Origin of the sequence: Flavobacterium ustbae (assembly GCF_003946915.1) — a bacterium.
Lineage (GTDB): Bacteria > Bacteroidota > Bacteroidia > Flavobacteriales > Flavobacteriaceae > Flavobacterium > Flavobacterium ustbae.
In genome coordinates this window covers 37,498-59,398 of record NZ_RPOC01000023.1, presented here as the reverse complement: position 1 = coordinate 59,398, position 21,901 = coordinate 37,498, and the positions used below count along the sequence as shown (strand labels likewise).

Here is a 21,901-nt window from a genome sequence, read left to right as displayed (position 1 = left end):
TAAATAAAAAAATCCGCGTTTTACGAAGTAATCCGTTTTATCCGCGTCCCATTTTTAGCGCTAGCGAAATCTCACTAATCGAAATTCGTTTAGCGAAATATAGCGCTTTCATTTCCTTTTAAAAGCGCTAAAACCCTATTCTTAAAGGCTTTATTGACATGGCATATAAATTGGTTTTCTAGGAAAGTTAACCCTTAAAAACCAATTTATTATGAAAAAATCAATTTTACTGATAATCATTCTATTCCTAAATTTCAGCGCTGCACAAGCCTGTGACAAATGTGGAACTTATAACAACAGCGATTTTAAAATAAAATCGGCAACAATAACGCATAAAGCCGATTTAGGTCTTACCGTTTGGGATATTAAAGTGGAAGGAACCGCAGGAAAAACTATGCCTAAACCAGTCGGACAGTTAAATGGCGCTCCAGTTTTAGCCTACGTTTTTCCGACTACTTTAAAATCTTCTGATATTGGTTTTGGTCAAGTAGAAGGAATCGTAGCACTTGCTCTTACTTCTCATCCAGATTTTGAAGATACTCCACTTTGGGATGAAAGTTTGGATGGAAATTATCTTAACGATGGTTTGGTATGGCACGCACACTGGGTATTGCTTGTAGAAGACAAACGTGTTGCGGGCGGACTTTCTGTAAAAGAATTCACAAAAGGAGATCCAAAAGTGGTGCTGCCTCCAACAAATCCCGGAATGGCGATGTATATGGACAGCCCAGGTTTTAATATAGTGGCAAAAGGAAATTCTATAAAAGTAATTGTTCCCGATTTTAGAATCAACAACAAAACCGATTTTAAATTTGATGCCGTAAGCTGTTATATGGAAGTTAGCACAGGTGCTGGCGGTTCTCACGATGCTGAAGGTTCTAAACCCATGCTTGGCGTATACAAAGTCTACACTGTTGCCAGCGGAAATCTTTCATTGCCATATTCTGTAAAATAAAAGTCTACACATTATGAAAATATCAAGCATCTTAAAAATGATACTTCTTCCTTATATAATTTTAAGCAGTTTACCCGCAAATGCTCAAAGCGATTACGCGACAGATCCGCATTTGACGCCAGCTGTAAAAGCATTTTTAAAACCTCTAAATGCAGGAGGAGCGCCTTTAGAATCGCTTCCGGTTGCAGATGCACGAAATGTGTTGGTTGGCGCACAAAATGCCTTTAAAGTGGATTTGTCTGGAATTGAAGAATCGGAAAAAGAAATTACTGCAGACGGTTACAAAATCAAGCTTAATATTGTTCGTCCCGCTGGCGAGAAAGGAAAACTGCCTGTTTTTATGTTCATTCATGGCGGCGGCTGGGTTTTGGGCGATTATCCTACGCACAAAAGAATGGTGAGAGATTTGAGTGTGCTTACGGGTTACGTTGGCGTTTTTGTCAATTATTCTCTTTCTCCAGAACACAAATATCCGCTACCTGTAAATGAGGTTTACGCTGCCGCCAAATGGATTGCCGCTCACGGAAACGAAATTAATGTAGACGGAAGCAAATTGGGAATTGTCGGCAACAGCGCAGGCGGAAATCTGGCTACAGCGAGTGCTTTAATGGCGAAAGAAAAAGGAACGCCTTTGTATAAAGTGCAGATTCTTTTCTGGCCTGTAACCGATGCCAATTTTGAAACAGAATCGTATAAACTATATGGCAAACAGCGTTTTCTAACCGATTCTTTAATGAAATGGATGTGGGATCAATATGTGGATCCTTCTAAAAGGAAAGAAATTTACGCTTCGCCATTGCAGGCAAGTCTGTCTCAGCTGAAAGGTCTTCCTCCAACTTTAATTCAAGTGGCAGAAAATGATATTTTAAGAGACGAAGGAGAAGCTTACGGACGTAAATTAAGTGATGCAGGAGTTGTAGTAACAACCGTTCGATATAACGACGTCATTCATGATTTCGGATTATTGAATGGGTTGGCTGAAATTCCGCAGACAAAAGCGCTGTTTCTTCAGGCTGCCGCAGAACTTAAAAAATACCTGAAGTAATATTCAACAAAAACAAACATAACATTTTACAATTCAATAATTTACATACATAAAATTTGTAAATTTAGTTTCCAAATTAAATAGATCGTTATGCTTGTACAAGAAAAAACGGGATTGATTGTAATTGATGTTCAAGGAAAATTGGCACGGATTGTACACAATAGCGAAGAACTGGTGTCCAATCTAGAAAAACTCATTCGAGGCTGTCAAATACTTTCAATTCCGATAATATGGGCAGAACAAAATCCGAAAGGACTTGGTGCAACAATTCCCGAATTAGAAAAGTTATTGCACGAACAGCAACCAATTGAAAAATTTTCTTTCAACGCTCTGGATAATGAAGTTTTTAAAAAAGCAATTATCAATTCTGGCAGAAAGCAATGGATCATCTGCGGTATAGAAGCTCATATCTTTGTATATCAAACTGCTTTAGGGCTATTGTCAAAAAACTTTGAAGTCGAAATTATAGCAGATTGTGTTTCTTCTCGAGCAGAAGAAAGTATTTTAATCGCTTTGCAAAAACTGCAGCATAAAGGCGCATCATTAACCAATGTTGAAATGTGTCTTTATGAATTGGTTAAAGACTCGAGACGAGAAATTTTCAAAGAAATTCTAACATTAATCAAATAAAAGAATCATGTCAAAATCCAAAACAATTGTGCTTATTCATGGAAATTTTGTTAACGACAAAACTTGGGCAGAATGGAAACAGTACTATGAACAAAAAGGATATACCGTTTATACGCCGGCCAATCCCGGACACGAAGGAAATCCTGCCGAATTGAGAGCAAAAGTTCATCCTAACCTTACCAAAACAGGTTTTATAGATGTTGTTAATAATATTAGCCGATTGATAGATACTTTACCAGAAAAACCTTTGGTAATAGGACATTCGATGGCTGGAATGGCTGCTTTAAAATTAGTCGAATTAGGTAAAGCTGCTGCTGGAGTAAGCATTGATGGAGCGCCTCCAAAAAATGTGTTTCCGCCATTTCAGACTTTAAAAACGGTAATTCCTGCTTTTGGTTTTTTCTCTTTCAATAAATATTTCATGGGAAGCAGAAAATGGTACGATTATGCTTTTTTTAATACTATTCCAGAATCGCAAAAAAGTATTGCTTTTGAAAAGTTTGCAGTGCCAGAAAGTTATAAAGTAAGCCGAGAATTGGTTTTAAGTTCGTTTTCGAATATCAATTTCAAAAAACCGCATGAACCAATTTTATTTATTGGTGGCAGTAACGATCATATCTTTCCTCCTAGCTTAACAGAAACAATTGCGAGCAGATATAACGGAAATGCAGGACGTGTTGATCTTAAAATATTCGACGGAAAAAGTCACTTTATCTGCGGAGAACCAGGCTGGGAAAGTGTTGCCGATTATATTTTAAATTGGTATGAAAAATTGTAATTTTTAAAATCATTAGATATGCATAGTTGACGCGGATGAAACGGATTCGTTTCACGAAGACGCGGATAAAAACGGATTTTTTATTTTTATCTAAAAAAGTCAAGCCAAAATCTACTTTAAATATAAATTTAAAAAATCCATGGAAATCAGCGTTTTTACGAAGTAAATTTGTTTTATTCGCGTCAAAATATTCGTTAGCGCGGATTTGCAATCCGTGCCCGCAAAGATGAACATACGCAAAAGTTGAGCACTTCAAAATAAATATAACAAAAATAACATCCAAATCATTTTCTAAGTCTGCATAATTCCTTTACAAAGCATATGAATATGGCTGCTCATAATACAATAAGCATAAATTTCTAAACCTTTATTTTCCTGACAATATTTTAAAGCATTTATTAGAACATTTTTCTGGTTTAGCCTTGTAAAAATATCTATCCAGCCTACAGCAGTTATTGTTATAAAATAGGCTTCTTCAGTTGTTGTTGCTTTGTATTTTGTCGACACGATCTTTTTTCCTACAAAAATAAAAAGTAAAGTGTAAAACTGTACTTTTTATTTTTTTAAGATATTGAGGAATTACTTTGCGGGCACAGATTGCAAATCTGCGCTAACGTTGCGGGTGCGGGGATAGATCTGCGCGATCGGGTAAAATTCTTCCATAACGCGCAGACTGTTTTGCTTAACATTGAGCATTGAGAAAAGCAGTAACTGAAACATTGTCTGTCCATCTAATTTCTTTACTTGATAATCTACCTTATACTCTAATGATAATTTTTCTAATTCAGCTTTGGGAATGTAATTTAAGACATGCAAAACGCTCATAGTTTTTAATTCAAAAATAATTATTTTTAAGGTTTCGAACACTTATGATTGCAAATCTGCGCTATCGTTGCGTAGATATATCTGCGCGATCGGGTTTTTGCATATCTGTGGCTATTGTTGAGGAAAATAGATCTGCGCGATCGGGTGATATATCTGCGCGATCGGGTTATTTCATATTTATCTGTTAGAGAGCCAATGTGGTTTAGGTATGCCTTCTAAAAAGATTTTCCATTCTTGTAAAATTTGTAAAAAATCTGAAATAGGCACTTCTACTGGTTTTCCAGTCGTATTGAAAACAGCTCTAAAGGGAGGAGATTTTATCTCAACACTTTCATCTTGATTTCCTCCCCAAATATTGTAACCCTCAAAAGGTATATTTAAGTCTAAATTTAAAGAGGTAATATCATCTATTATTTGCTGTGTTAAACGAATCCCATTTGGTTCTAAAAAATTCGCTATTTCATTATTTTTACTAGACCCATTTACTAAACTACATCCTACATGGGGTATTATTGTGCTATTAAATTCATAAGTACTAAAGTGTAGATTATATTCTTCCGATTTTTTCATATTCTTTATAATTTATTGGATTTCAAAATATGTATAATGATTTTCAAATATTGGTTGTAGATTATATCTATGATGGTTAACATGTTTAATTTTTACTATTGAACCATCTAATAATTGACTAGTATATGCAGTTTCAATCCATTCTCTTGAATCACCCGATAGCGCGGATTTGCAATCCGTGCCCGCAAAGATGAGCATACGCAAAAGTTTAGAACTTCAAAATAAATATAATAAAACAACATCTAAATCATTTTCTAAGTCTGCATAATTCCTTGCCGAACTAAAATAATAATCTTCAGCTGAGCTTACAGTTTTATCTTTGACAGGATTATTATGAATATAATCTATTTTTTGCTTTATAAACTTACTGCTGTAAATAAGTTCTGCATGATAACCATTCTGCCAAACTTTATAAGTCTGATCCTTTTTTAAATGTTCACATGCTTTTTGAAAATATTCCAGCATCCATTCTCTTCTGCTTTCGGGTTCGTCTAATATGGTCTGGACTATTTTTTTGGACGTAAATTTTTTAAAATCTCTAATAATGTCAGATAACACAAAACCATTAGTTCCTTTGCAGAGCAGATGAATATGGCTGCTCATAATACAATAAGCATAAATTTCTAAACCTTTATTTTCCTGACAATATTTTAAAGCATTTATTAAAACGTTTTTCTGGTTTAGCCTTGTAAAGATATCTATCCAACCTACAGCGGTTATTGTTATAAAATAGGCTTCTTCAGTTGTTGTTGCTTTGTATTTTGTTGACACAATCTTTTTTCCTACAAAAATAAAAAGTAAAGTGTAAAACTGTACTTTTTATTTTTTAAGATATTCAAGAAATACTTTGCGGGCACAGATTGCAAATCTGCGCTATCGTTGCGGAGATATATCTGCGCGATCGGAGTTCATTCTACAAGAATAGACTTGTAGAATAAGAAATAAGGACACGCTCTTTTTTAAGATTTTTGAAGGAATTACTTTGCGGGCACAGATTGCAAATCTGCGCGATCGGGATATAATTGTAAAACAGAGAAATAGGGTTTGTGTATTGTCTTAAAATAAAGGTAATAGCGGGTAGGGGAAACTTATAATTTTAAGTTTCCGGATTGGGGCTTAAAGTATGTTTTTAGGTTTTCTTGAGAGAAGATTTTAAAACAACTCAAAGATTTTTGCCTTTGAGTTGTTTTTATTTTTTGTGTAAACTTTTTTCAGAAGAGACAGAGTAAATTAAAATGGATTATATCCTTGTTTTACTATATCAACAAGGCTGTTTATATATTCAGAGAGGCTTTTATTTAAACTTGCGAAATGTTTAATATTATTTTGTTCAGGAAGAAAAGCCTGATAAACAAAAGGGTTATTCCCTTCATCTAAATAAACATATAGAAATTGTTCAGGGCCATTATAAACATCAATGACAAAGAAAGGCCTGGATATGTTTTTATTATATTTTACTAGCCATTTCCTAGCAGAAATTTGCAATTCATTCTGTATTTCTTCCTCTGTTTCATTCCAACCATAATCCAAAACATAACAATAGTTACCTGCTAAAAAGAGTAATTCGCGTAATGCCTTTGGAAAAGTATTACCATTATTATATAATTGTTCTAAAGTTTCTATTTCTTGTAAAGAAATGGGTTCAATTGTTCCTTGATAATCTATATCATTTGGATATTTAGAGGGATAATTCTTCAATTGTTCTAAAAATTTTATGTCCATGATTTACTTTTTTAATGACTTTACTAATTTGAATACTTCTACTGAATTATCAGCTTTTGGATGGGCAATAAATTGAATTTCTAGTATTTTCCCTTCAGTCTTTGCATAATTTTGTGCTGCCTGTAAATATTTTTGGCAAGATGTACAAGTGTATAATGTCGATTCTATTTCAATCACAAATTTATTACCTTTATGAAAATGATTTTGAAAAAAATTATATAAAAATTTTACTTCGGTATCGTTAGACCTAGCTCTTCCATGGAAATCAAAGGCATTTTTAGCAAAAGCATCGTAACCTTCTGTATTTGAAGTTTGAATGAATTTTTCAACGATCTCATCAGGGATATCTTTGAATAATTTTATAAATGTTTCATGAGTTCCCGAAATATAAAACTCTTCAATTGTTGGTTCAACTAATTCGGAATTATTATAACATTTAATTTTAATTCTTGCTCGATTACTGTTAAGGTAAGTATCAAGTTTCTCTTTGTCAAATCTAAAATCATCTTTAAAAATACTATGAAAATCTGAAAGTTCTTGAATAGACATTCCTTTAAATGAAATGTTTTCTTGATACATTTTCATTGAAGTACTCCAATTCAATCTTTGCGTTTCAATTCTAACTCCAATATCATTTTTGGTTGGACCTGTTTTCAAAAATTCTACAACATCATCAGAAGTTAATAGATCGGGCATACTTCTAAGAGAAGGAGATTCATGTAATAAAATAACACCGTTTGGAGTTTGTATCAAATTATCAAACGCAATAGGATCTAATTTTCCAAATTTTCGTATAAATTTTAATCTGACATTAAAACTTGATGGTTCTATAATTTTTCTTAAAGAGCCTTCATTATAATATCGAAATAGATCATTTATGTAAGTCTGATCAGTTAAGATCTCAATATGTTTTCTATCAACAATTACATTGTTGGAATAAAAAAACCTCCAATTATCAAAAGCTTTACTGTTATTTGCGTTTAATAGTTGTCTTATTTTAGAATCTTTTAATGTTCCATAATCGAGGTAAAAAGCATATTTTTCTGCTTCGCTTTCTATTTGATTAAATTTTTGTAAAAAGTTTTCATATTCAGATCCTTGTTCTGTTAATGTATGTATTACACTGTTTACACCTAATTCCCTGTCACCAGCTACTTTTTTCACGACAACAAGAGCTTGATCAAATTCAGAAATTTGGGAGGATGTCATCCCAGGGTTATAAATAGAAATACCATCATCATTAAATTGTTTTACTACACCATTTAATTCAAAAGCAGAATCAATAACTTTTGTTTGGATGTAGGGTTTTGCAAAAAGGGATCCAATGGTTGCCCACATAAGATAAGTATTTGCTTTTTCAGCAATTTCTTTTGTTATGGAATCATTAGTAGTGTGGATTACATAATTATTTAAAGCTATGGCATTAATGGCTGAAAATTCAAAAGCATTTACAACTCCGCTTATTGCTTTCCAGCTTAAAACAACATCAGATGCCACGACAGATTCTGCAGTCCATAAAGATCTCATTTTAGAGAGATATCCTAGATACCCGATGGCGCGGATTTGCAATCCGTGCCCGCAAAGATGAGTATACGCAAAAGTTGAGCACCTCAAAATAAGTATAATAAAAACAACATCTAAATCATTTTCTAAGTCTGCATAATTTCTCGCTGAACTAAATTAAAAAGTAAAGTGTAAAACTATAATTTTATTTTTTAAGATATTGAAGGAATTACTTTGTGGGCACAGATTGCAAATCTGCGCTATCGTTGCTTAGTTTAAAAATAAAATGGCGTAACTATTCAGTTGACGCCATTTTTATATTCATTAAAACAAAATTGATTATTTTACATCAAACCATAATTTGGTTGTCAATAAATCTTTTCCTTGATCGGTAATAGCAGCCTGATAGCTTGTTCCATTTAAAGACTGTTCTGTACCAGGATAGAAAAAGCGTGATGGTATTTTTCCGTCCAAAACTGTTGCTGGACCAGCTGTCAATACAGGATAATCCAATCTTCTCCATTCTGCAAAAGCATCTAAACCTTGACCAAAAAAGGCAATCCATTTTTGTGTTCCAATAGATTTAGCATAATTTGTTGCATCGTATTTTACGCTTGCTTGGTTCAAATAATTCGCAATAACCGTCGCGTCATTAATCCCAAATTGATTGAATGATGCTGTAATAGCATTTTTATAAAGCTGTTCCGCATCTCCGCCTATATAACCACGCGCAGCTGCTTCTGCAAGATTGAACAATACCTCAGAATACGAATAAATTACAGCAGGCGATGTTGATGTGAGGAAATAAGTTCCCGGTTTTGATGTTTTAGCAAAACCTTGACTATTCGCATCACTGTTTGATAATCCATTTCCTCCTCCAACGTAGGTACTGACACTTGCATCAGATGGCAATTGGGCATAAACTGGCAAACGAGGATCTGAAAATTCTTTGAGTTTGTCAACCATCGTTTTAGAAATACGGTAGTCATCACGAGTTTCAAACCAAGCTGAAGCTGGATTTTGCTGCGGTGAACTGATATATGTAAATTTAAAAGTATCGTTATTGCTGCTTAAAACTCCTGCGGCATCACTAGTAGCATCAATTGCAGCTTGTTTAGCCAAAGCAGGTTCTCTGTCAGCAATTTTTAACGCTATACGCAAACGAAGCGAGTTTACGTAACGTTTCCATTTTGCAATATCTCCTTTATAAACTAAATCTCCTGTTACTGCTCCATTTGCGGTACCCAATAAAGACTGAGCTTTTTTCAAATCTTCAAGCAATCCTGTATACACTTCTTTTTGAGTGCTATATGCAGGTGTTATACTTTGACCCGCTTCTTTGTACGGAATATTTCCGTAAGCATCTGTCAACAATAAAAATGTCCAAGAACGAAGTGTTAACGCAATTCCTTTATAATTTGAATTGGCCTGCGCATCTGGAAAATTGATGATGGTATTCAAATCTGTAATTAAGGTTGCATAACCTGTATTCCATAAAGTAACAAATGAAGCATTGGAAACATCGAATCTATCTGGCTCTGTATATTGGATTTTTGCCCAATGCTGCACAAATAATAAAGAGGAGTCAAAGTTATTCGTAGAACCCCAATATAAGTCGGCTCCTTGTTTTAGCGTTCCTGTTAACAAATAAGGCGCTAAAGGTGTTTCGGTTGCATTTGGATTTTTATTAATGTCATCCAACGTGTCGCTGCAAGAACTAAACGTTAAGGCAAAGAGAGTTATATATGCTATTTTTTTTAACATGATGTTTTAGAATTTAAGATTAACATTAAGACTGAAATTTCTGGTTGTTGGCAAGGATAAACTTTCCAAACCTTGTGCATTTCCAGTATTGAAAGCAGTTTCAGGATCAATATTTGGTGCGTCTTTGTAGATAAAAAACAGGTTTCGACCAACAGCAGTAATACTAGCCCCCTCTAATCCAAGTTTTTTAGCAAATGATTTATTTAAATTGTAAGCCAATTTTATTTCTCTCATTTTTACAAAAGTTGAGCTATAAATATATGCTTCGCTGATGTTGTAAGATGCTTTGTAATATTCCTGTGCACTTAACACCGTTGTATTTGGAGATCCGTTTTCGTATACTCCATTAAAAATCATACCATCATCATATACTGTTACACCAGATGGCGCAGTTCCGTTTACCAATGTTTTTGTAGTTCCGTCCAAATAATAACTTAAACCTCCATTTTCAGCTCCACGTCCCGGAAGAGTTGATGCCAATACTCCTGTATACGTACCCGTTCTGTTGGTTCCTGAAAAAATTTCTCCACCTACGCTTGCATCAACTAAGAATGATAATTCAAGATTTTTGTAGGTTAATGTATTGGTTACGCCTGCCAAATAATCTGGCGTATAATTTCCTAACACTCTTTTCGTCGGATCTGCTTTAGGAAGTCCGTTTGCTCCTACCACAATGTTTCCGCTCGCATCACGCAAATAAGCAGTTCCGTATAGCGCCCCATAAGCTTGGCCTACAGATGCTAATACATCTACACCTCCAGAAGTACCAATGGTATAGTTTTGAATCTGTTTGGCATAATCCAGAATTTCAACTTTACTTGTGTTTTTAGAATAATTTGCTCCAATATTCCATTTAAAGTTTTCGGTTTGAATAGGGCTTCCGTCCAATTGAATTTCTATACCGCGGTTGTTTATTTTACCCGCATTGATTAACTGAGAGTTATAACCGCTTGAAGTGGTTGTTTTAATCTCCAAAATCTGGTCAAAACTGTTTGTATTGTAATAAGCCACATCAAAATGAAGTCTGTTTTTAAAGAAAGTAGCTTCTAAACCAACTTCGGTAGAACGCGTTGTTTCTGGTTTCAGATTCTCATTCAATTTTCTTTGTGATGATGTTTGAATTGGATTTCCGTCAAATGCCGTCTGGAAATTATAAACCGTAGCCAACTGATACGGATCGGCATCGTTACCCACTTCAGACCATCCTCCACGTATTTTTAAGAAATCAAGCGTATTGCTTTTCAAATTGAAAGCTTCAGATAAAACTAAACTACCATTAATAGAAGGATAAAAATAAGAACGATTGTTGCTTGGTAATGTAGACGACCAGTCATTACGCCCTGTAACGTTTAAAAAAGCATAGTTTTTATAACCAAATTGCGCAGAAGCATAGGCACTATAAACTCTTAATCTTGATAAGTTGTTTGATGATGTTAATGGGTCACGCGAATTGGTTAAAGTGTACAAATCTGGTACAGCCAAACGTGGTGCTTTTTGATAATTGTTGGCATCGCTGTGATTACGAATATTAAATCCGGCAAGAGCGTCTACAGTAAAATCGTCATTTATTTTTTTAGTATACGTAAAAATACCTTCTGTATTTTGCTCATTTACCGTGTAAGCATCTTCAGCATACGATCCGAAAGGCGTTCCGTTTGTTCCATATCTGATCTCATATTTTCTTCTGTCATTATAATAATCAACTCCTGTACGGAATTTAAAATTAAGTCCTTCAGCCAATTTTGCGTCCAAATGAACGTCTCCAATTATACGGTTACGCTGCTGGCTTGTAGTATTATAATAGGCATTCCAATACGGATTGCTATAATAGCTGTTGTTCCAGTTCACTTCTCTGTTTCTCTGAAGTTCGTTAATATCAACTTGACGACCGAACCAAAGGAACTGCAGCATTACACCCGCAGCACGGTTTCCTGAAGGACCTCCTGGCAAAGCTGGAGCATTGGTTGTAATATAATTTGCCGTTACCCCTACTTTTATACCTTTTGAAATTTGGTAATTTGTATTAAGTGTAAAGTTGGTTTTATTCACTTCACTATTAGGAACGGTTCCCAATTGTTTTTGATTGTTTACACCTAATCGGAAATCTGATTTTTCATCCGATCTGGCTACAGAAATACTGTTGTCATAAGTAATACCAGTATTAAAAAAGTCTTTCACATTATTAGGATGCGCCACAAAAGGTACAGCCTCTCCATTTGAATAAAATTGCGGAATTAGACGTCCGTCCATTCTTGGGCCCCAACTTTCATCAACACCATCATTTACACCGCCGCCTTTTCCGTCTACAAAACTAAATCTTCCGTTAGACCCTTGACCATAAGAGTTTTGAAAACTTGGTAAAGTTGCGACTTGCGAAATCGTAATTCCAGAATTCAACGTAATTCCTAATCCTTTTTGGCTTTTTCCAGATTTTGTAGTAATCAACACAACACCATGTGCAGCACGTGATCCGTAAAGCGCGGCAGCATTTGGACCTTTTAATACGGTTAAGGTCTCAATATCATTAGGATTCAAATCGGCAATGGCATTTTTAAAGTCACGAGTTGCTCCTCCAACGCTTCCTAACTGCGAGTTATCTACCGGAACTCCATCTACCACAAATAATGGCTGATTGTTTCCTGCAATAGAGGTTTCTCCACGAATAATAATACGAGACGATCCCATATCTCCTTGTGAATTGGTAATACGAACACCCGCTAGTTTTCCGCTAAGACTGTTCAAAAAGTTAGTTTCTTTTGTTTCTGCAATATCTTTAGTCTTAAGCGCTTGCGTACTATACCCTAAAGATTTCTTTTCTTTAGAAATACCCAAAGCCGTAACTACAACTTCTGATAATTGATTTTGTTCTTCTGTAAGACTGATCGTTACTGGATTTTCATTCACCACAACTTCAGCTTTTTTATATCCTAGATAACTTACTAATAATGTGTAAGGCAGTTTTTGTCCCGTTTGGAAGAAAAACTTTCCGTCAAAATCTGTTTGAACGCCATGCGTAGTCCCTTTAATAGTGATAGAAGCCCCAATAATAGGCTCTTTTGTAACGGCATCAATTACTTTTCCTTCTAGTTTAGATTGAATTAACGGATTGTTATCTTGTGCTTTAACTCCAATTGAAATTAAGAACACACATAAGTAAGCATATCTTTTTAATTTTATTTTCATTACTTTATTTTAGTTTAAAATAAGGTAAGCCCAGGATAATTTTATATTCCTGCTTCCCTTTAGAGATGACTATTTCTTTTAAGCTTCTGCCATTTCTGCTACTACAGAAATGGTTTTCTCTTTTATCTGCAGCACATTCGTTTTTTCATTTTTACTTTTTTTTGGATTACTATTATTTGAAATTGGCCTATAAAATTTTAAACCCATTTAGGGTTTTGGTATTAATTTATAATGAATAAAAAAGAGGAATTTTAACTGCTGCAACGCATTCGGCCAGATTGCCAAATGGTTTTGCTTGTTTGAAATGGAAGTGTGTGGATTGTAATCACTGCGTTTCTTCGTTATTTTTAAACTCTACTAATTTGATAGAACAAAAGTAAATTAAAAATATGATTTCCCAAATTTTAATTAAACTTTCTACAAAAAAATTGTTAACGAAAACGTTTCAGATATTATAAGTAATTAAAAACAAAATAGTTACAAAGTACATTTGATTTTGTTTTTTTATAAGAATTATAGTAAAAGAATAAAAAATTAAAAGCCTTTTAATCTTTTAAAATCCATTTTAAAAAGATGAAAACAAAAAAAAAACTCCAAGATCATAAGACCTTGGAGTTTCTATTTTTTATTTTCTAATTTATTATAGCTCGTTGAATTCGTGTAAAGATTTCAATGTAGTTTCATAAAACAAAATTGCAGCGATAAGATTTCCTTTATCTGAGTAAGGCATCATTTTTCTCTGAAACTCTACTGTAGTATCTAAGAAAGTAGTTGTGCCTACTGCTTGTCCGTCTAATATTTTTTTATTGTCTGCTGTATCAGGAATTCCCAAATCTGCCATTGTAACACCTGGTTTAGTAACCAAAGCGATGTAAGGAAGTGTTTTTACCAAAACTTTAATACGCTCAATGTACAATTCTAAAAGTTCTCCTTTTTGCATACCACTTAATTCTTTTTGATCATGGTATTTACGAATTAAAGCTGTTGTACTAATGATACTTCTTGGTGCATTTTTTGCCTGCGCAGAAACAGCAGCAGTTGTCAAGAAGAAAAGGACACATAATAAAATAATCTTACTCTTCATTTTCTTAATAGATTTGGTTCTTGAATAAAACAAAAATATATAAATTATGTTAAAACGCAATTTTTATATTTCCTTTTTCACAATAAAATTATAATTGTTACGTTGCGATAAGTAAAATAGTACACCAAATCCTCAGAAATTAAGGATTTTTCGCCAGTAAAACTACGTATTATCTTAAGACTTAATAATTCTAAAACGACCTGGATACTTTATCCAAATGCTTTTTTTGTTGCCATAATAATCCATAAAATCTTCGCAGACAAACACGGCATGCGCTTTTGACCATGCTACAACGCCACAATATTCGCTTCCAGATTGTCTTTTTAACTTCTGAATCTGTTTGCCTAATTTGAATCCTAAATACTTATAGATGGTTGGCGTATAGACTGTACCTTCTTCCAATTCTTCCAACGCCTTGTCAAAAGTAGGCTCATTGTCTATAATTTGCATGTATTTTGCCATCACAGCATAAGTCAGAATAGCATAATCTCTTATTTTTTCGCTATCACAATTATCTTTTATATAAACAAAACCAGCAGATTTAGTCGCTTTATTTACTTCGCTGCTGTCCAGATGAAAGGTTGCATTATTTTTTAGCGTAATCTTATAAGAATTGTTGTTTAATTTTTCGCTCTCAAAGAGATTGTCCAGACCGTATACGTTTAAAGAAGCTTTAATAAAAGCTATAGAAGAACAATTGGTACGCTCACCTTGCTTAAAACTTTCGAATATTTTTTCAGAACTCAATTGCGAGTATGAATTGGAACAGACAAACATTAAAAGAAAAAAAACTGAAGTAATCGATTTCATGCCTTGTATTATATATTGTATCTCAATTATTATTTTGAGAGGTTGTATTAGATTTTTACAAATCTATAAAAATCAACTCATACTTTTTACATCTTCACACCTATCTCTTAAAAAAAATATAAAAAAAACGTCTCAAACTAATTTAAGACGTTTTCGAATTATTTTTTTTCTTCATTATTGAGCTTATCATCAAGTTCTGGCGCTTCTCCTTTAAATTTCTTAGTGTCAGCATCATAATTTTCATCATTGGTCAAAACTTCGTCATGCTCTTTATATTGATGTTTTCTAGTATCAGTACGATGATCTGCCCCGCCCTGTTTTGGGTTCGGGTTTTTCTGGGTTTGATTATTCTTTTCCATAATTTCTTCTATTTTAAATGATTAATAAAATTAGAACAAATACAATAGTCTGGCTTATATAATCCTTTTCAAAAATTATAAAATATAACTGCCTACACTTCCTTTCCATTTACTGTATTTCGAATATTTGTTAAATATCGCAGTTTTCATTTTCTGAAATTTCACAAAACATTCACTAACCGCATTAATTCCCCAATGGCATATTATTAGTTTACAAAAACTTAATTTAAATTATAACAAATAAATTTTTAGCAACATGGAAAAAGAAAAAACTTTAAGTAAGGCAAGCCAGTCAGAAACTAAATTTGCCTCTGTTCAAGATTACAAAATAGCTTATAGATCGATTGGCGACGGATTACCGATTATTCTTTGCAACAGATTTCGTGGGAATCTCGACGATTGGGATCCAGCATTTTTGGATTCATTGGCGAAAAAATACAGAGTGATAACTTTTAATCATAAAGGACTTGCTTCTTCTACAGGAACACCGCATGAAACGATTTTAGGTTTTGGAAAAGATGCTATTGATCTGGCCGATGCATTAAAAATTGACAAATTTATACTAGGCGGATGGTCGCTCGGAGGCTGGGCGGCACAGGTAATAACAACTGAATTTCCGAACCGAATTACGCACACCATTTTAATTGGAACCAAACCTCCAGGAAAAGTAAATCATAACCTAGAAGAAATTTTTATTAAAACAGCCTATATTCCAGATTACACGCTCGAACATGAAACTATATTATTCTTTGAGCCAACTTCTGAAATAAGCCGAAATGCAGCGGTAGAAAGTCATAAAAGAATACAGGAAAGAGAAAATAAAGATCCAAAAGTGAGAGCTGAACTTTGGGAACATTACAGTAAATCTCATGACGATTATATAAACGATCCTTATAATACTAGAGAAAAATTAATGAAGACCAATGTTCCAATTTTAATAATCTCTGCTAATCATGAAGTTTGCTTTCCTCCAGAAAACTGGTTCGAACTTAACCAAAAATTGCCAACCGCAACACTTATCACGATAGCTCAAACAGGACATGGACCGCAACACCAATATCCGGAAATGATTGCCCGTTATATTGACAACTTTATAGAATCAAATTAAAAAAGCAAACCAGCAAACACAACTAACTGATTTTCAAAACTCTAAATTTTGAATATTGAATATCTTTCAGTTTTGAAAATCAGTAGTTTAAATGTTATAGTTGATGTAACTTTGCAACTTCATACTAAAGTAAGTTAGCAGAATATGTGGATTATATGTCAGGAATGCCAAGGACAGGGCAAAATAAATCGTGGGCTCACTAAGAAAGCACAACGTATTTATAAGACTGAATTGGCTGAATATGAGAGAACAAAAAGTACCGATTCTCCTCCTGTTAAACCAAAAGCCCATCTGCATTTATGCACCAATTGCTCTGGTTCTGGACTAATTCAATCCGATCATTTTGCAGCAATTAATACCGATTTTCCACATGTTGCCATAATTGGCGCAGGAATTGGCGGTGTTGCTTTGGCGGTTGCGTGTCTGCATCGTGGAATTCCTTTTACTATTTACGAAAGAGACAATGACTTTGACGCTAGATCTCAAGGTTACGGATTGACGTTGCAGCAAGCTAGCAAAGCCATGAAAGGTTTAGGAATTACTTCTTTAGATGGTGTGATTTCGACAAAACACATAGTTCATAATACTGAAGGAAAAGTTTTAGGCGAATGGGGAACCCGAAAATGGTTGGAAACTGAAATAAAAACACCTATAAAACGTACCAATATCCATATTGCAAGACAGTCTCTTCGATTGGCTTTACTCGAACAGCTTGGCGATAAAAAGATTAATTGGGGACATCAATTGATCGATTTTAAGGAATGTGAAAATGGTGTTGAGTTAAATTTTGATGTAAATGGAGCGATCAAAAAATCTAAAGCCGATCTTGTTGTTGGCGCAGATGGTATTCGAAGCGCTGTACGAAAACTAATAATCGGCGAAGATGCAACACCGCTCCGTTATTTAGACTGTATTGTGATTTTAGGCATTTGTCCATTAAATTCACTTGCAGATGTTTCGAGTCCGTTGCTAGATTCGGCAACCGTTTTTCAAACGGCCAACGGCAATGAACGCATCTATATTATGCCTTATACAGCCGATTCTGTTATGTGGCAATTGAGTTTCCCCATGTCCGAAGAAGATGCCAAAGAACTAAGCGCAAAAGGCCCTCAAGCTCTTAAAGAAGAAGCGATTCTCAGAACACAATGGCACGCTCCTATTCCGCAAATTTTGGAAGCTACACAAGCAAGTTTAATTTCTGGATATCCTGTTTACGATCGCGAATTACTGAATTCAGAATTATTAGAAAAAAATAAAAATACTACTTTAATTGGCGATGCCGCACACCCCATGAGTCCGTTTAAAGGACAAGGTGCCAATCAGGCTTTATTGGATGCTTTAAAATTGGCCAGAAAAATAACCAAAGGCTGCAATGCAAAATCGCAATGGAGAAAAAACGGACTTAGAAAAAGCATCTTAAAAGAATTTGAATCAGAAATGTTGGAACGCAGTGCAGAAAAAGTAAAAGGCTCAGCCGATGCTGCACAATTTTTACATTCTGAAATTATACTTCGCGAAGGTGATGAACCCCGTGGAAGATGCAAGAGATAAAAATGGACAGAGTTATTTTTTAGTAAAAAAGCTAGACAAAAAAATGTTTAGCTTTTTTTATATATCACTATTTTTCAGCCTTATACATGTGAATTAAACAACAATTCAATTTTATTTTATAACAAAGTGCCAGACGTAATTTCTAATTTTACAATCTCATAAAACAATTAAAAATTATCACGTCATGGAAAATATACAAATAAATTTCAGTCCAAAGAATAAAACCTGTACAGACCGAACTTTGGTTTGTATTGGTGATAATAACGAATTAATCTTTCGTAAAACTTATGTAGGAGATTGGGGAGATTGGGACGAGAAACCAGAAGACAGATCAAAAGATCATCTTTATCTGGATCAAAACACAAGTTTTACAAGCGCAGTGTAAACTAGCAAAGTGTAACTAACAAAAAATACATTAAGCAATGCAATTATGCGATTCTGCTGTTAAGCTAGAACGCTAATTGTATTGCTTAAATTTTCTTTGTTTATAAAATCTAAAATAAATTCTTTTACTTCATTGCTTGCAGTTGTGGTTGCAAATGAATTAATATAAAATTCATCGTCCTTATCACTAATATGGATAATTTCTGTGTAGCCTTTAGTTATTAAACTGCCTTTCAGCTTAATTATATTTACTTCTTGTTTTCCATCAAGTTCTTTACGAACCTGTAATTTTATAGCTCTTTCCATATTCAAACATTTTTAAATAATTAACTATCATTCAGTTACTAAATTTAAAACATTTAATCTATCGAAATCAGATTTTAACACCATACGCAACGCATTATTTATCAACACATTATAAACATTTTCTTTTTATTGTAAAAAGATAAAAAACACCAATAAAATCAAGTCTTTTTAAATCGAAACTCATTCACTAAAGCGAAAGAAATAAAATGTATTAACAAAACCCTAAAGCTTTTTATAAACTGAAAGATCCAAAGGATTCAAATATTATAGTATATAATCCCGACACAAGTATAAGCTCCCGAAAGTCCACATTGAATGATAATTCCAAAACAACAAACAATAAACAGCCTATTTCCCAGTAAACTCTTTGTCGCTCAGCGTTTTCATAAACGCAATAAGATTTTCTTTTTCCAATTCTGTAAGCGGAATTCTGTTTCCGTTATTCTTAAAAATAGGATCTAAATTATCAGCTTCTAAAACACCATTATCAAAATAATCTAAAACCGATTTTAAAGTTGCGAACTGGCCAAAACTTCCGTAAGGCGCTGTGTATTCAATATTTCTTAAAGACGGAACTCTAAAACTCATAAAATCGGCAGCAATGCCTGTAACTCTTCCGCGTCCTGCTTCATTAGAATCTGTATTTAAAGGAAAACCAATATTTCTGAAACTTTGATCGGTAAACAATTCGGTACTATGACAGCTGGCGCATTTCTGCTGAAAAGTAGCATAACCGGCCGCTTCACTTTCTGTAAACGACTGGCCTTCTGTGCGTTTTACTTTATCATATTTGCTATTCGCAGAAATTAAAGTGTACTCAAACTGAGCTATACTTTGATAAATTCTATCAGGAGTAATTTCCTGATCTCCAAATGCTTTTTTACATAACTCCTTGTAAGAAGCATCATCTTTAATTTTTCCGATAACTTCCAAAATAGAAGAATCCATTTCTTCATGTGTAATAATCGGAACCAGAGGCTGGTTTTCTAACTGGAGCCTGCTTCCATCCCAATTAAAAAACTTTAAAAACATCAGATTTTGAATTGGAGGCGCATTCCTAAGTCCGATTCTTCCTTCGATTCCAATAGCCCTTGGATTGTGATCGGCAAAAGCACTCGCCTGAATATGACAGCTAGAACACGAAATTGTATTGTCTGCGCTTAATCTTTTGTCAGAGAAAAGTTTTTTTCCTAATTCAGTACCATATTTTGTGGGTTTATTTAAACTCACATAAGGATTTACTTCTGGAAAATCGGCAGGAATTTGCAATGAAAGTTCAGGATTATCATAAGAAATCATATCTGAATCGTCGCTGTTACAAGAAGCGAAAAAGGATGCAATTACTATGAAGCCAAATATTTTTTTCATTTAGTATGAATTTAAAATAGAGCCGTCTTTGAGAGTCAGACGGCTCACAATAGATTTTTTTAAACCTGCAGATCAAAAAGTTTCACGCAGATTTGTGAAGATTTCAGCAAATTAAATTTGATTTGATTTGCTGAAACTATATTGATTAAGATAAATTAAAGGTTTATAGCAATAGCCCCTAGTTTTAACTAGGGGATTTAGAAATAGCAAATAATCCAGGCTTTAGCCAAACTATTACATTTAGGCTAAAGCCTCTTTTTTGCCAATTCATACACCTCCATCTAAAGATGGAGGCAATTTATTTTTAAACCTATTCGAAATCTTGACACAATGCGTTAATTTAGTTTTCTACGCTAGTCACAGAAAACATTCCAGAAACATCACTTGTTCCGTTTCCTCCAAGGTTATCTACAAATTTTACCATTTGAGCTGCAGTATGAATATTTGGAGTTGCGTTATCACCCATTCCTGTTCCTGTTGATAAGGTAATTGTGTTGATTTTTCCGCTCAATAATTTATCAAAATCAGCTTTAATTTTGATTTTCGGAGCGCTGCTTCCCACAACTGCATTTGCAGTTAGATTTAGTATAATATCTCTATACGCATTTACACCTTGAGTATAAGCACCTTCTTTTCCTGCTACAGTGCTTCCAGAATGAATCGACATTACTTTATTATCGGTATCATAAAAGCCTTCCACTTTTGTAAAACGATATCCTGTTCCCCATTCCCACATCATTTCGGTATCATTAGCTCCAGCTGCTCCGTAAAACTTAGGAAATCTTGTCTGATCTAAAGTGTTTTGCTCTGTTTTGATACCCAAACCAAATTTAATCTGCTTGTAATTTGCAGACGGAACATTGCTCAAGACATAGCTTAAAGAAGCCGCTTTTGCCTGATCAATTACCGTTGCACCTTTATCCAAATCGTTTACATTATAAGGCACTTCGCTTCCGTCATCTTTTATTAGACGAATATTACTGATTACATATTTCACCTCAGAAAAATGATGAATCTGTCCTGCTGCTGAAGTATTTGTTGTTGCAGATGTTGAAGTGGCGTCTCCTAAAACAATAGTTTTATCTTTAAACGTATTGTTGAATTCTAGCGTTACATTGTTTGCAGCTTTGGTATCATCATCGCTTGAACAAGAAACAAATGCCAAAGCGGCAACAGCTAATAAAAGGTATTTTTTTAAATTTTGCATTTTTATGATTTTAATTTTTGTACTGTATTTTAAAACATTGAAATTATTTTAAACACATAGAGACATAGCTTTTTGGAATTTGCTAAAGGCGTTTCACTAATTTAAATTCACATAGCAAACTATGTGTTAGAAACTAGTTTCTTTCCATTTCCTTTTTTCTATTTTCTAAAAAAAATCTATGTTTCTATGTGTTTAATTTTTTAGTTTAAAATAGGCGGTGGTACAAAAATTTCAAGGCAAGGCTCTGTCTGACCATATTCTTTATAAAGAAAAACCTTTTTTGCGTTTATATCTTTCGGAGTTAAAACAGTAAATTCAATATTAGAAATTAAAGCAATATCTATCTGTTTACTGATACTTCTCAATTCCAGATCGTTATTTTGTTCTGTGTCCTGAAGTTCTTTCTTTAAATGGCATTTACCATGACATTGCAGTTCTGGCTTGGCTTTGTTTTCACAAAATTCTTTTTCGATTGCGTTCTGATTCAGTTTAAAGTGCACAATGATAAGCGCCTGCTGGAAAGAAACCAGCAGGAACAAAATCGTCATTGTGATACTAAAAACTTTTTTCATTTTCGTTTGCTCTTTGAGCTTATTTTTTTAAACACATAGAAACATAGCTTATTGAAGTCTACAAAAAGCGTTTCACTTGTAATAAACCACAGAGGTCTATGTCTTAGAAACTAGTTTTTTTCTATTCTCTATTCTCTATTCTCTAATCCCTATTTTCTATTTTCTATTTTCTATTTT

At 33.9% G+C, this 21,901-nt stretch carries 22 protein-coding genes and 1 pseudogene; 7 read left to right on the top strand and 16 right to left on the bottom strand.

Translation table 11 applies throughout. The features are described 5' to 3' along the window. Positions 1-211 precede the first annotated feature (211 nt). From EG814_RS19615 to EG814_RS19600, 4 genes are all read left to right on the top strand, one after another. Entirely contained in the window at positions 212-955 is a 744-nt protein-coding gene (locus EG814_RS19615) for a hypothetical protein (RefSeq protein WP_125723575.1), read from the top strand. Positions 956-968: 13 nt separating this feature from the next. Further along, the gene (locus EG814_RS19610) at positions 969-2,000 is read left to right on the top strand and encodes an alpha/beta hydrolase (protein WP_125723574.1); all 1,032 of its coding nucleotides are present in this window, start codon (positions 969-971) and stop codon (positions 1,998-2,000) included. A 90-nt stretch (positions 2,001-2,090) separates the two neighbouring features. Beyond that, entirely contained in the window at positions 2,091-2,630 is a 540-nt protein-coding gene (locus EG814_RS19605; protein WP_125723573.1) for a hydrolase, read from the top strand. Between the two features lie 7 nt (positions 2,631-2,637). Beyond that, positions 2,638-3,408 carry an alpha/beta hydrolase gene (locus EG814_RS19600; protein ID WP_125723572.1) on the top strand — a complete coding sequence of 257 codons (771 nt, stop codon included), beginning with the start codon at positions 2,638-2,640 and terminating at the stop codon, positions 3,406-3,408. Positions 3,409-3,714: 306 nt separating this feature from the next. On the opposite strand, the pseudogene EG814_RS19595 reads toward EG814_RS19600, so the two are convergent. The 12 genes and pseudogenes from EG814_RS19595 to EG814_RS19545 form a co-directional block, all read right to left on the bottom strand. Continuing rightward, a pseudogene (locus tag EG814_RS19595) lies at positions 3,715-3,915 on the bottom strand (transposase); the annotation flags it as partial. Between the two features lie 72 nt (positions 3,916-3,987). Next, on the bottom strand, positions 3,988-4,233 hold the full coding sequence (locus tag EG814_RS19590; RefSeq protein WP_125723571.1) for a DUF4372 domain-containing protein: 246 nt from the start codon (positions 4,231-4,233) through the stop codon (positions 3,988-3,990). A 177-nt stretch (positions 4,234-4,410) separates the two neighbouring features. Then, a complete protein-coding gene (locus tag EG814_RS19585) occupies positions 4,411-4,803 on the bottom strand; it encodes a hypothetical protein (protein WP_125723570.1) in 393 nt (130 codons plus the stop codon). 216 nt (positions 4,804-5,019) lie between these two features. Further along, entirely contained in the window at positions 5,020-5,574 is a 555-nt protein-coding gene (locus tag EG814_RS19580; protein ID WP_125723569.1) for an REP-associated tyrosine transposase, read from the bottom strand. A gap of 459 nt (positions 5,575-6,033) precedes the next feature. Continuing rightward, positions 6,034-6,525: an SMI1/KNR4 family protein gene (locus EG814_RS19575; protein WP_125723568.1), complete on the bottom strand. Its 492-nt coding sequence runs from the start codon at positions 6,523-6,525 to the stop codon at positions 6,034-6,036. 3 nt (positions 6,526-6,528) lie between these two features. Next, positions 6,529-8,052, bottom strand: coding sequence for a hypothetical protein (locus tag EG814_RS19570; RefSeq protein ID WP_125723567.1), 1,524 nt, complete (start codon positions 8,050-8,052; stop codon positions 6,529-6,531). Positions 8,053-8,367: 315 nt separating this feature from the next. Continuing rightward, entirely contained in the window at positions 8,368-9,792 is a 1,425-nt protein-coding gene (locus EG814_RS19565; protein ID WP_125723566.1) for a SusD/RagB family nutrient-binding outer membrane lipoprotein, read from the bottom strand. A gap of 6 nt (positions 9,793-9,798) precedes the next feature. After that, positions 9,799-12,975: a SusC/RagA family TonB-linked outer membrane protein gene (locus EG814_RS19560; RefSeq protein ID WP_125723565.1), complete on the bottom strand. Its 3,177-nt coding sequence runs from the start codon at positions 12,973-12,975 to the stop codon at positions 9,799-9,801. A 78-nt stretch (positions 12,976-13,053) separates the two neighbouring features. Then, positions 13,054-13,182, bottom strand: coding sequence for a hypothetical protein (locus tag EG814_RS21290; protein WP_262700921.1), 129 nt, complete (start codon positions 13,180-13,182; stop codon positions 13,054-13,056). 433 nt (positions 13,183-13,615) lie between these two features. Next, positions 13,616-14,059: a hypothetical protein gene (locus tag EG814_RS19555; protein ID WP_125723564.1), complete on the bottom strand. Its 444-nt coding sequence runs from the start codon at positions 14,057-14,059 to the stop codon at positions 13,616-13,618. Positions 14,060-14,233: 174 nt separating this feature from the next. Then, on the bottom strand, positions 14,234-14,869 hold the full coding sequence (locus EG814_RS19550; protein ID WP_125723563.1) for a hypothetical protein: 636 nt from the start codon (positions 14,867-14,869) through the stop codon (positions 14,234-14,236). Positions 14,870-15,027: 158 nt separating this feature from the next. After that, positions 15,028-15,228, bottom strand: coding sequence for a hypothetical protein (locus tag EG814_RS19545; RefSeq protein ID WP_125723562.1), 201 nt, complete (start codon positions 15,226-15,228; stop codon positions 15,028-15,030). 256 nt (positions 15,229-15,484) lie between these two features. Here EG814_RS19545 and EG814_RS19540 point away from each other — a divergent pair, with 256 nt between their 5' ends. The 3 genes from EG814_RS19540 (at position 15,485) to EG814_RS19530 (ending at position 18,272) form a co-directional block, all read left to right on the top strand. Continuing rightward, positions 15,485-16,336 carry an alpha/beta fold hydrolase gene (locus EG814_RS19540; RefSeq protein ID WP_125723561.1) on the top strand — a complete coding sequence of 284 codons (852 nt, stop codon included), beginning with the start codon at positions 15,485-15,487 and terminating at the stop codon, positions 16,334-16,336. Positions 16,337-16,480: 144 nt separating this feature from the next. Further along, positions 16,481-17,887 (top strand): FAD-dependent oxidoreductase, encoded by a 1,407-nt coding sequence (locus EG814_RS19535; protein ID WP_125723560.1) that lies wholly within the window; start codon positions 16,481-16,483, stop codon positions 17,885-17,887. A gap of 184 nt (positions 17,888-18,071) precedes the next feature. After that, positions 18,072-18,272, top strand: a complete 201-nt coding sequence (locus EG814_RS19530) for a hypothetical protein (protein WP_125723559.1) — start codon at positions 18,072-18,074, stop codon at positions 18,270-18,272. A gap of 59 nt (positions 18,273-18,331) precedes the next feature. Here the strand turns inward: EG814_RS19530 and EG814_RS19525 are convergent, their stop codons facing one another. From EG814_RS19525 to EG814_RS19510, 4 genes are all read right to left on the bottom strand, one after another. After that, positions 18,332-18,577, bottom strand: a complete 246-nt coding sequence (locus tag EG814_RS19525) for a hypothetical protein (protein ID WP_125723558.1) — start codon at positions 18,575-18,577, stop codon at positions 18,332-18,334. A gap of 348 nt (positions 18,578-18,925) precedes the next feature. Further along, on the bottom strand, positions 18,926-19,945 hold the full coding sequence (locus tag EG814_RS19520; RefSeq protein ID WP_125723557.1) for a cytochrome-c peroxidase: 1,020 nt from the start codon (positions 19,943-19,945) through the stop codon (positions 18,926-18,928). A 340-nt stretch (positions 19,946-20,285) separates the two neighbouring features. Next, positions 20,286-21,152, bottom strand: coding sequence for an MbnP family protein (locus EG814_RS19515; protein WP_125723556.1), 867 nt, complete (start codon positions 21,150-21,152; stop codon positions 20,286-20,288). A 200-nt stretch (positions 21,153-21,352) separates the two neighbouring features. Continuing rightward, complete coding sequence (locus tag EG814_RS19510; protein WP_125723555.1) at positions 21,353-21,724, bottom strand: hypothetical protein; 372 nt, start codon at positions 21,722-21,724, stop codon at positions 21,353-21,355. Between the last annotated feature and the right edge of the window lie 177 nt (positions 21,725-21,901).

What these genes read in the sequence shown, in the direction of transcription:
- EG814_RS21290 (WP_262700921.1), bottom strand. Translation starts at nt 13,182, where the DNA reads ATGGGTTTAAAATTTTATAGGCCAATTTCAAATAATAGTAATCCAAAA.
- EG814_RS19585 (WP_125723570.1), bottom strand. Translation starts at nt 4,803, where the DNA reads ATGAAAAAATCGGAAGAATATAATCTACACTTTAGTACTTATGAATTT.
- EG814_RS19535 (WP_125723560.1), top strand. Translation starts at nt 16,481, where the DNA reads ATGTGGATTATATGTCAGGAATGCCAAGGACAGGGCAAAATAAATCGT.
- EG814_RS19520 (WP_125723557.1), bottom strand. Translation starts at nt 19,945, where the DNA reads ATGAAAAAAATATTTGGCTTCATAGTAATTGCATCCTTTTTCGCTTCT.
- EG814_RS19530 (WP_125723559.1), top strand. Translation starts at nt 18,072, where the DNA reads ATGGAAAATATACAAATAAATTTCAGTCCAAAGAATAAAACCTGTACA.
- EG814_RS19575 (WP_125723568.1), bottom strand. Translation starts at nt 6,525, where the DNA reads ATGGACATAAAATTTTTAGAACAATTGAAGAATTATCCCTCTAAATAT.
- EG814_RS19510 (WP_125723555.1), bottom strand. Translation starts at nt 21,724, where the DNA reads ATGAAAAAAGTTTTTAGTATCACAATGACGATTTTGTTCCTGCTGGTT.
- EG814_RS19560 (WP_125723565.1), bottom strand. Translation starts at nt 12,975, where the DNA reads ATGAAAATAAAATTAAAAAGATATGCTTACTTATGTGTGTTCTTAATT.
- EG814_RS19515 (WP_125723556.1), bottom strand. Translation starts at nt 21,152, where the DNA reads ATGCAAAATTTAAAAAAATACCTTTTATTAGCTGTTGCCGCTTTGGCA.
- EG814_RS19615 (WP_125723575.1), top strand. Translation starts at nt 212, where the DNA reads ATGAAAAAATCAATTTTACTGATAATCATTCTATTCCTAAATTTCAGC.
- EG814_RS19605 (WP_125723573.1), top strand. Translation starts at nt 2,091, where the DNA reads ATGCTTGTACAAGAAAAAACGGGATTGATTGTAATTGATGTTCAAGGA.
- EG814_RS19610 (WP_125723574.1), top strand. Translation starts at nt 969, where the DNA reads ATGAAAATATCAAGCATCTTAAAAATGATACTTCTTCCTTATATAATT.
- EG814_RS19600 (WP_125723572.1), top strand. Translation starts at nt 2,638, where the DNA reads ATGTCAAAATCCAAAACAATTGTGCTTATTCATGGAAATTTTGTTAAC.
- EG814_RS19545 (WP_125723562.1), bottom strand. Translation starts at nt 15,228, where the DNA reads ATGGAAAAGAATAATCAAACCCAGAAAAACCCGAACCCAAAACAGGGC.
- EG814_RS19565 (WP_125723566.1), bottom strand. Translation starts at nt 9,792, where the DNA reads ATGTTAAAAAAAATAGCATATATAACTCTCTTTGCCTTAACGTTTAGT.
- EG814_RS19525 (WP_125723558.1), bottom strand. Translation starts at nt 18,577, where the DNA reads ATGGAAAGAGCTATAAAATTACAGGTTCGTAAAGAACTTGATGGAAAA.
- EG814_RS19590 (WP_125723571.1), bottom strand. Translation starts at nt 4,233, where the DNA reads ATGAGCGTTTTGCATGTCTTAAATTACATTCCCAAAGCTGAATTAGAA.
- EG814_RS19555 (WP_125723564.1), bottom strand. Translation starts at nt 14,059, where the DNA reads ATGAAGAGTAAGATTATTTTATTATGTGTCCTTTTCTTCTTGACAACT.
- EG814_RS19540 (WP_125723561.1), top strand. Translation starts at nt 15,485, where the DNA reads ATGGAAAAAGAAAAAACTTTAAGTAAGGCAAGCCAGTCAGAAACTAAA.
- EG814_RS19570 (WP_125723567.1), bottom strand. Translation starts at nt 8,052, where the DNA reads ATGAGATCTTTATGGACTGCAGAATCTGTCGTGGCATCTGATGTTGTT.
- EG814_RS19550 (WP_125723563.1), bottom strand. Translation starts at nt 14,869, where the DNA reads ATGAAATCGATTACTTCAGTTTTTTTTCTTTTAATGTTTGTCTGTTCC.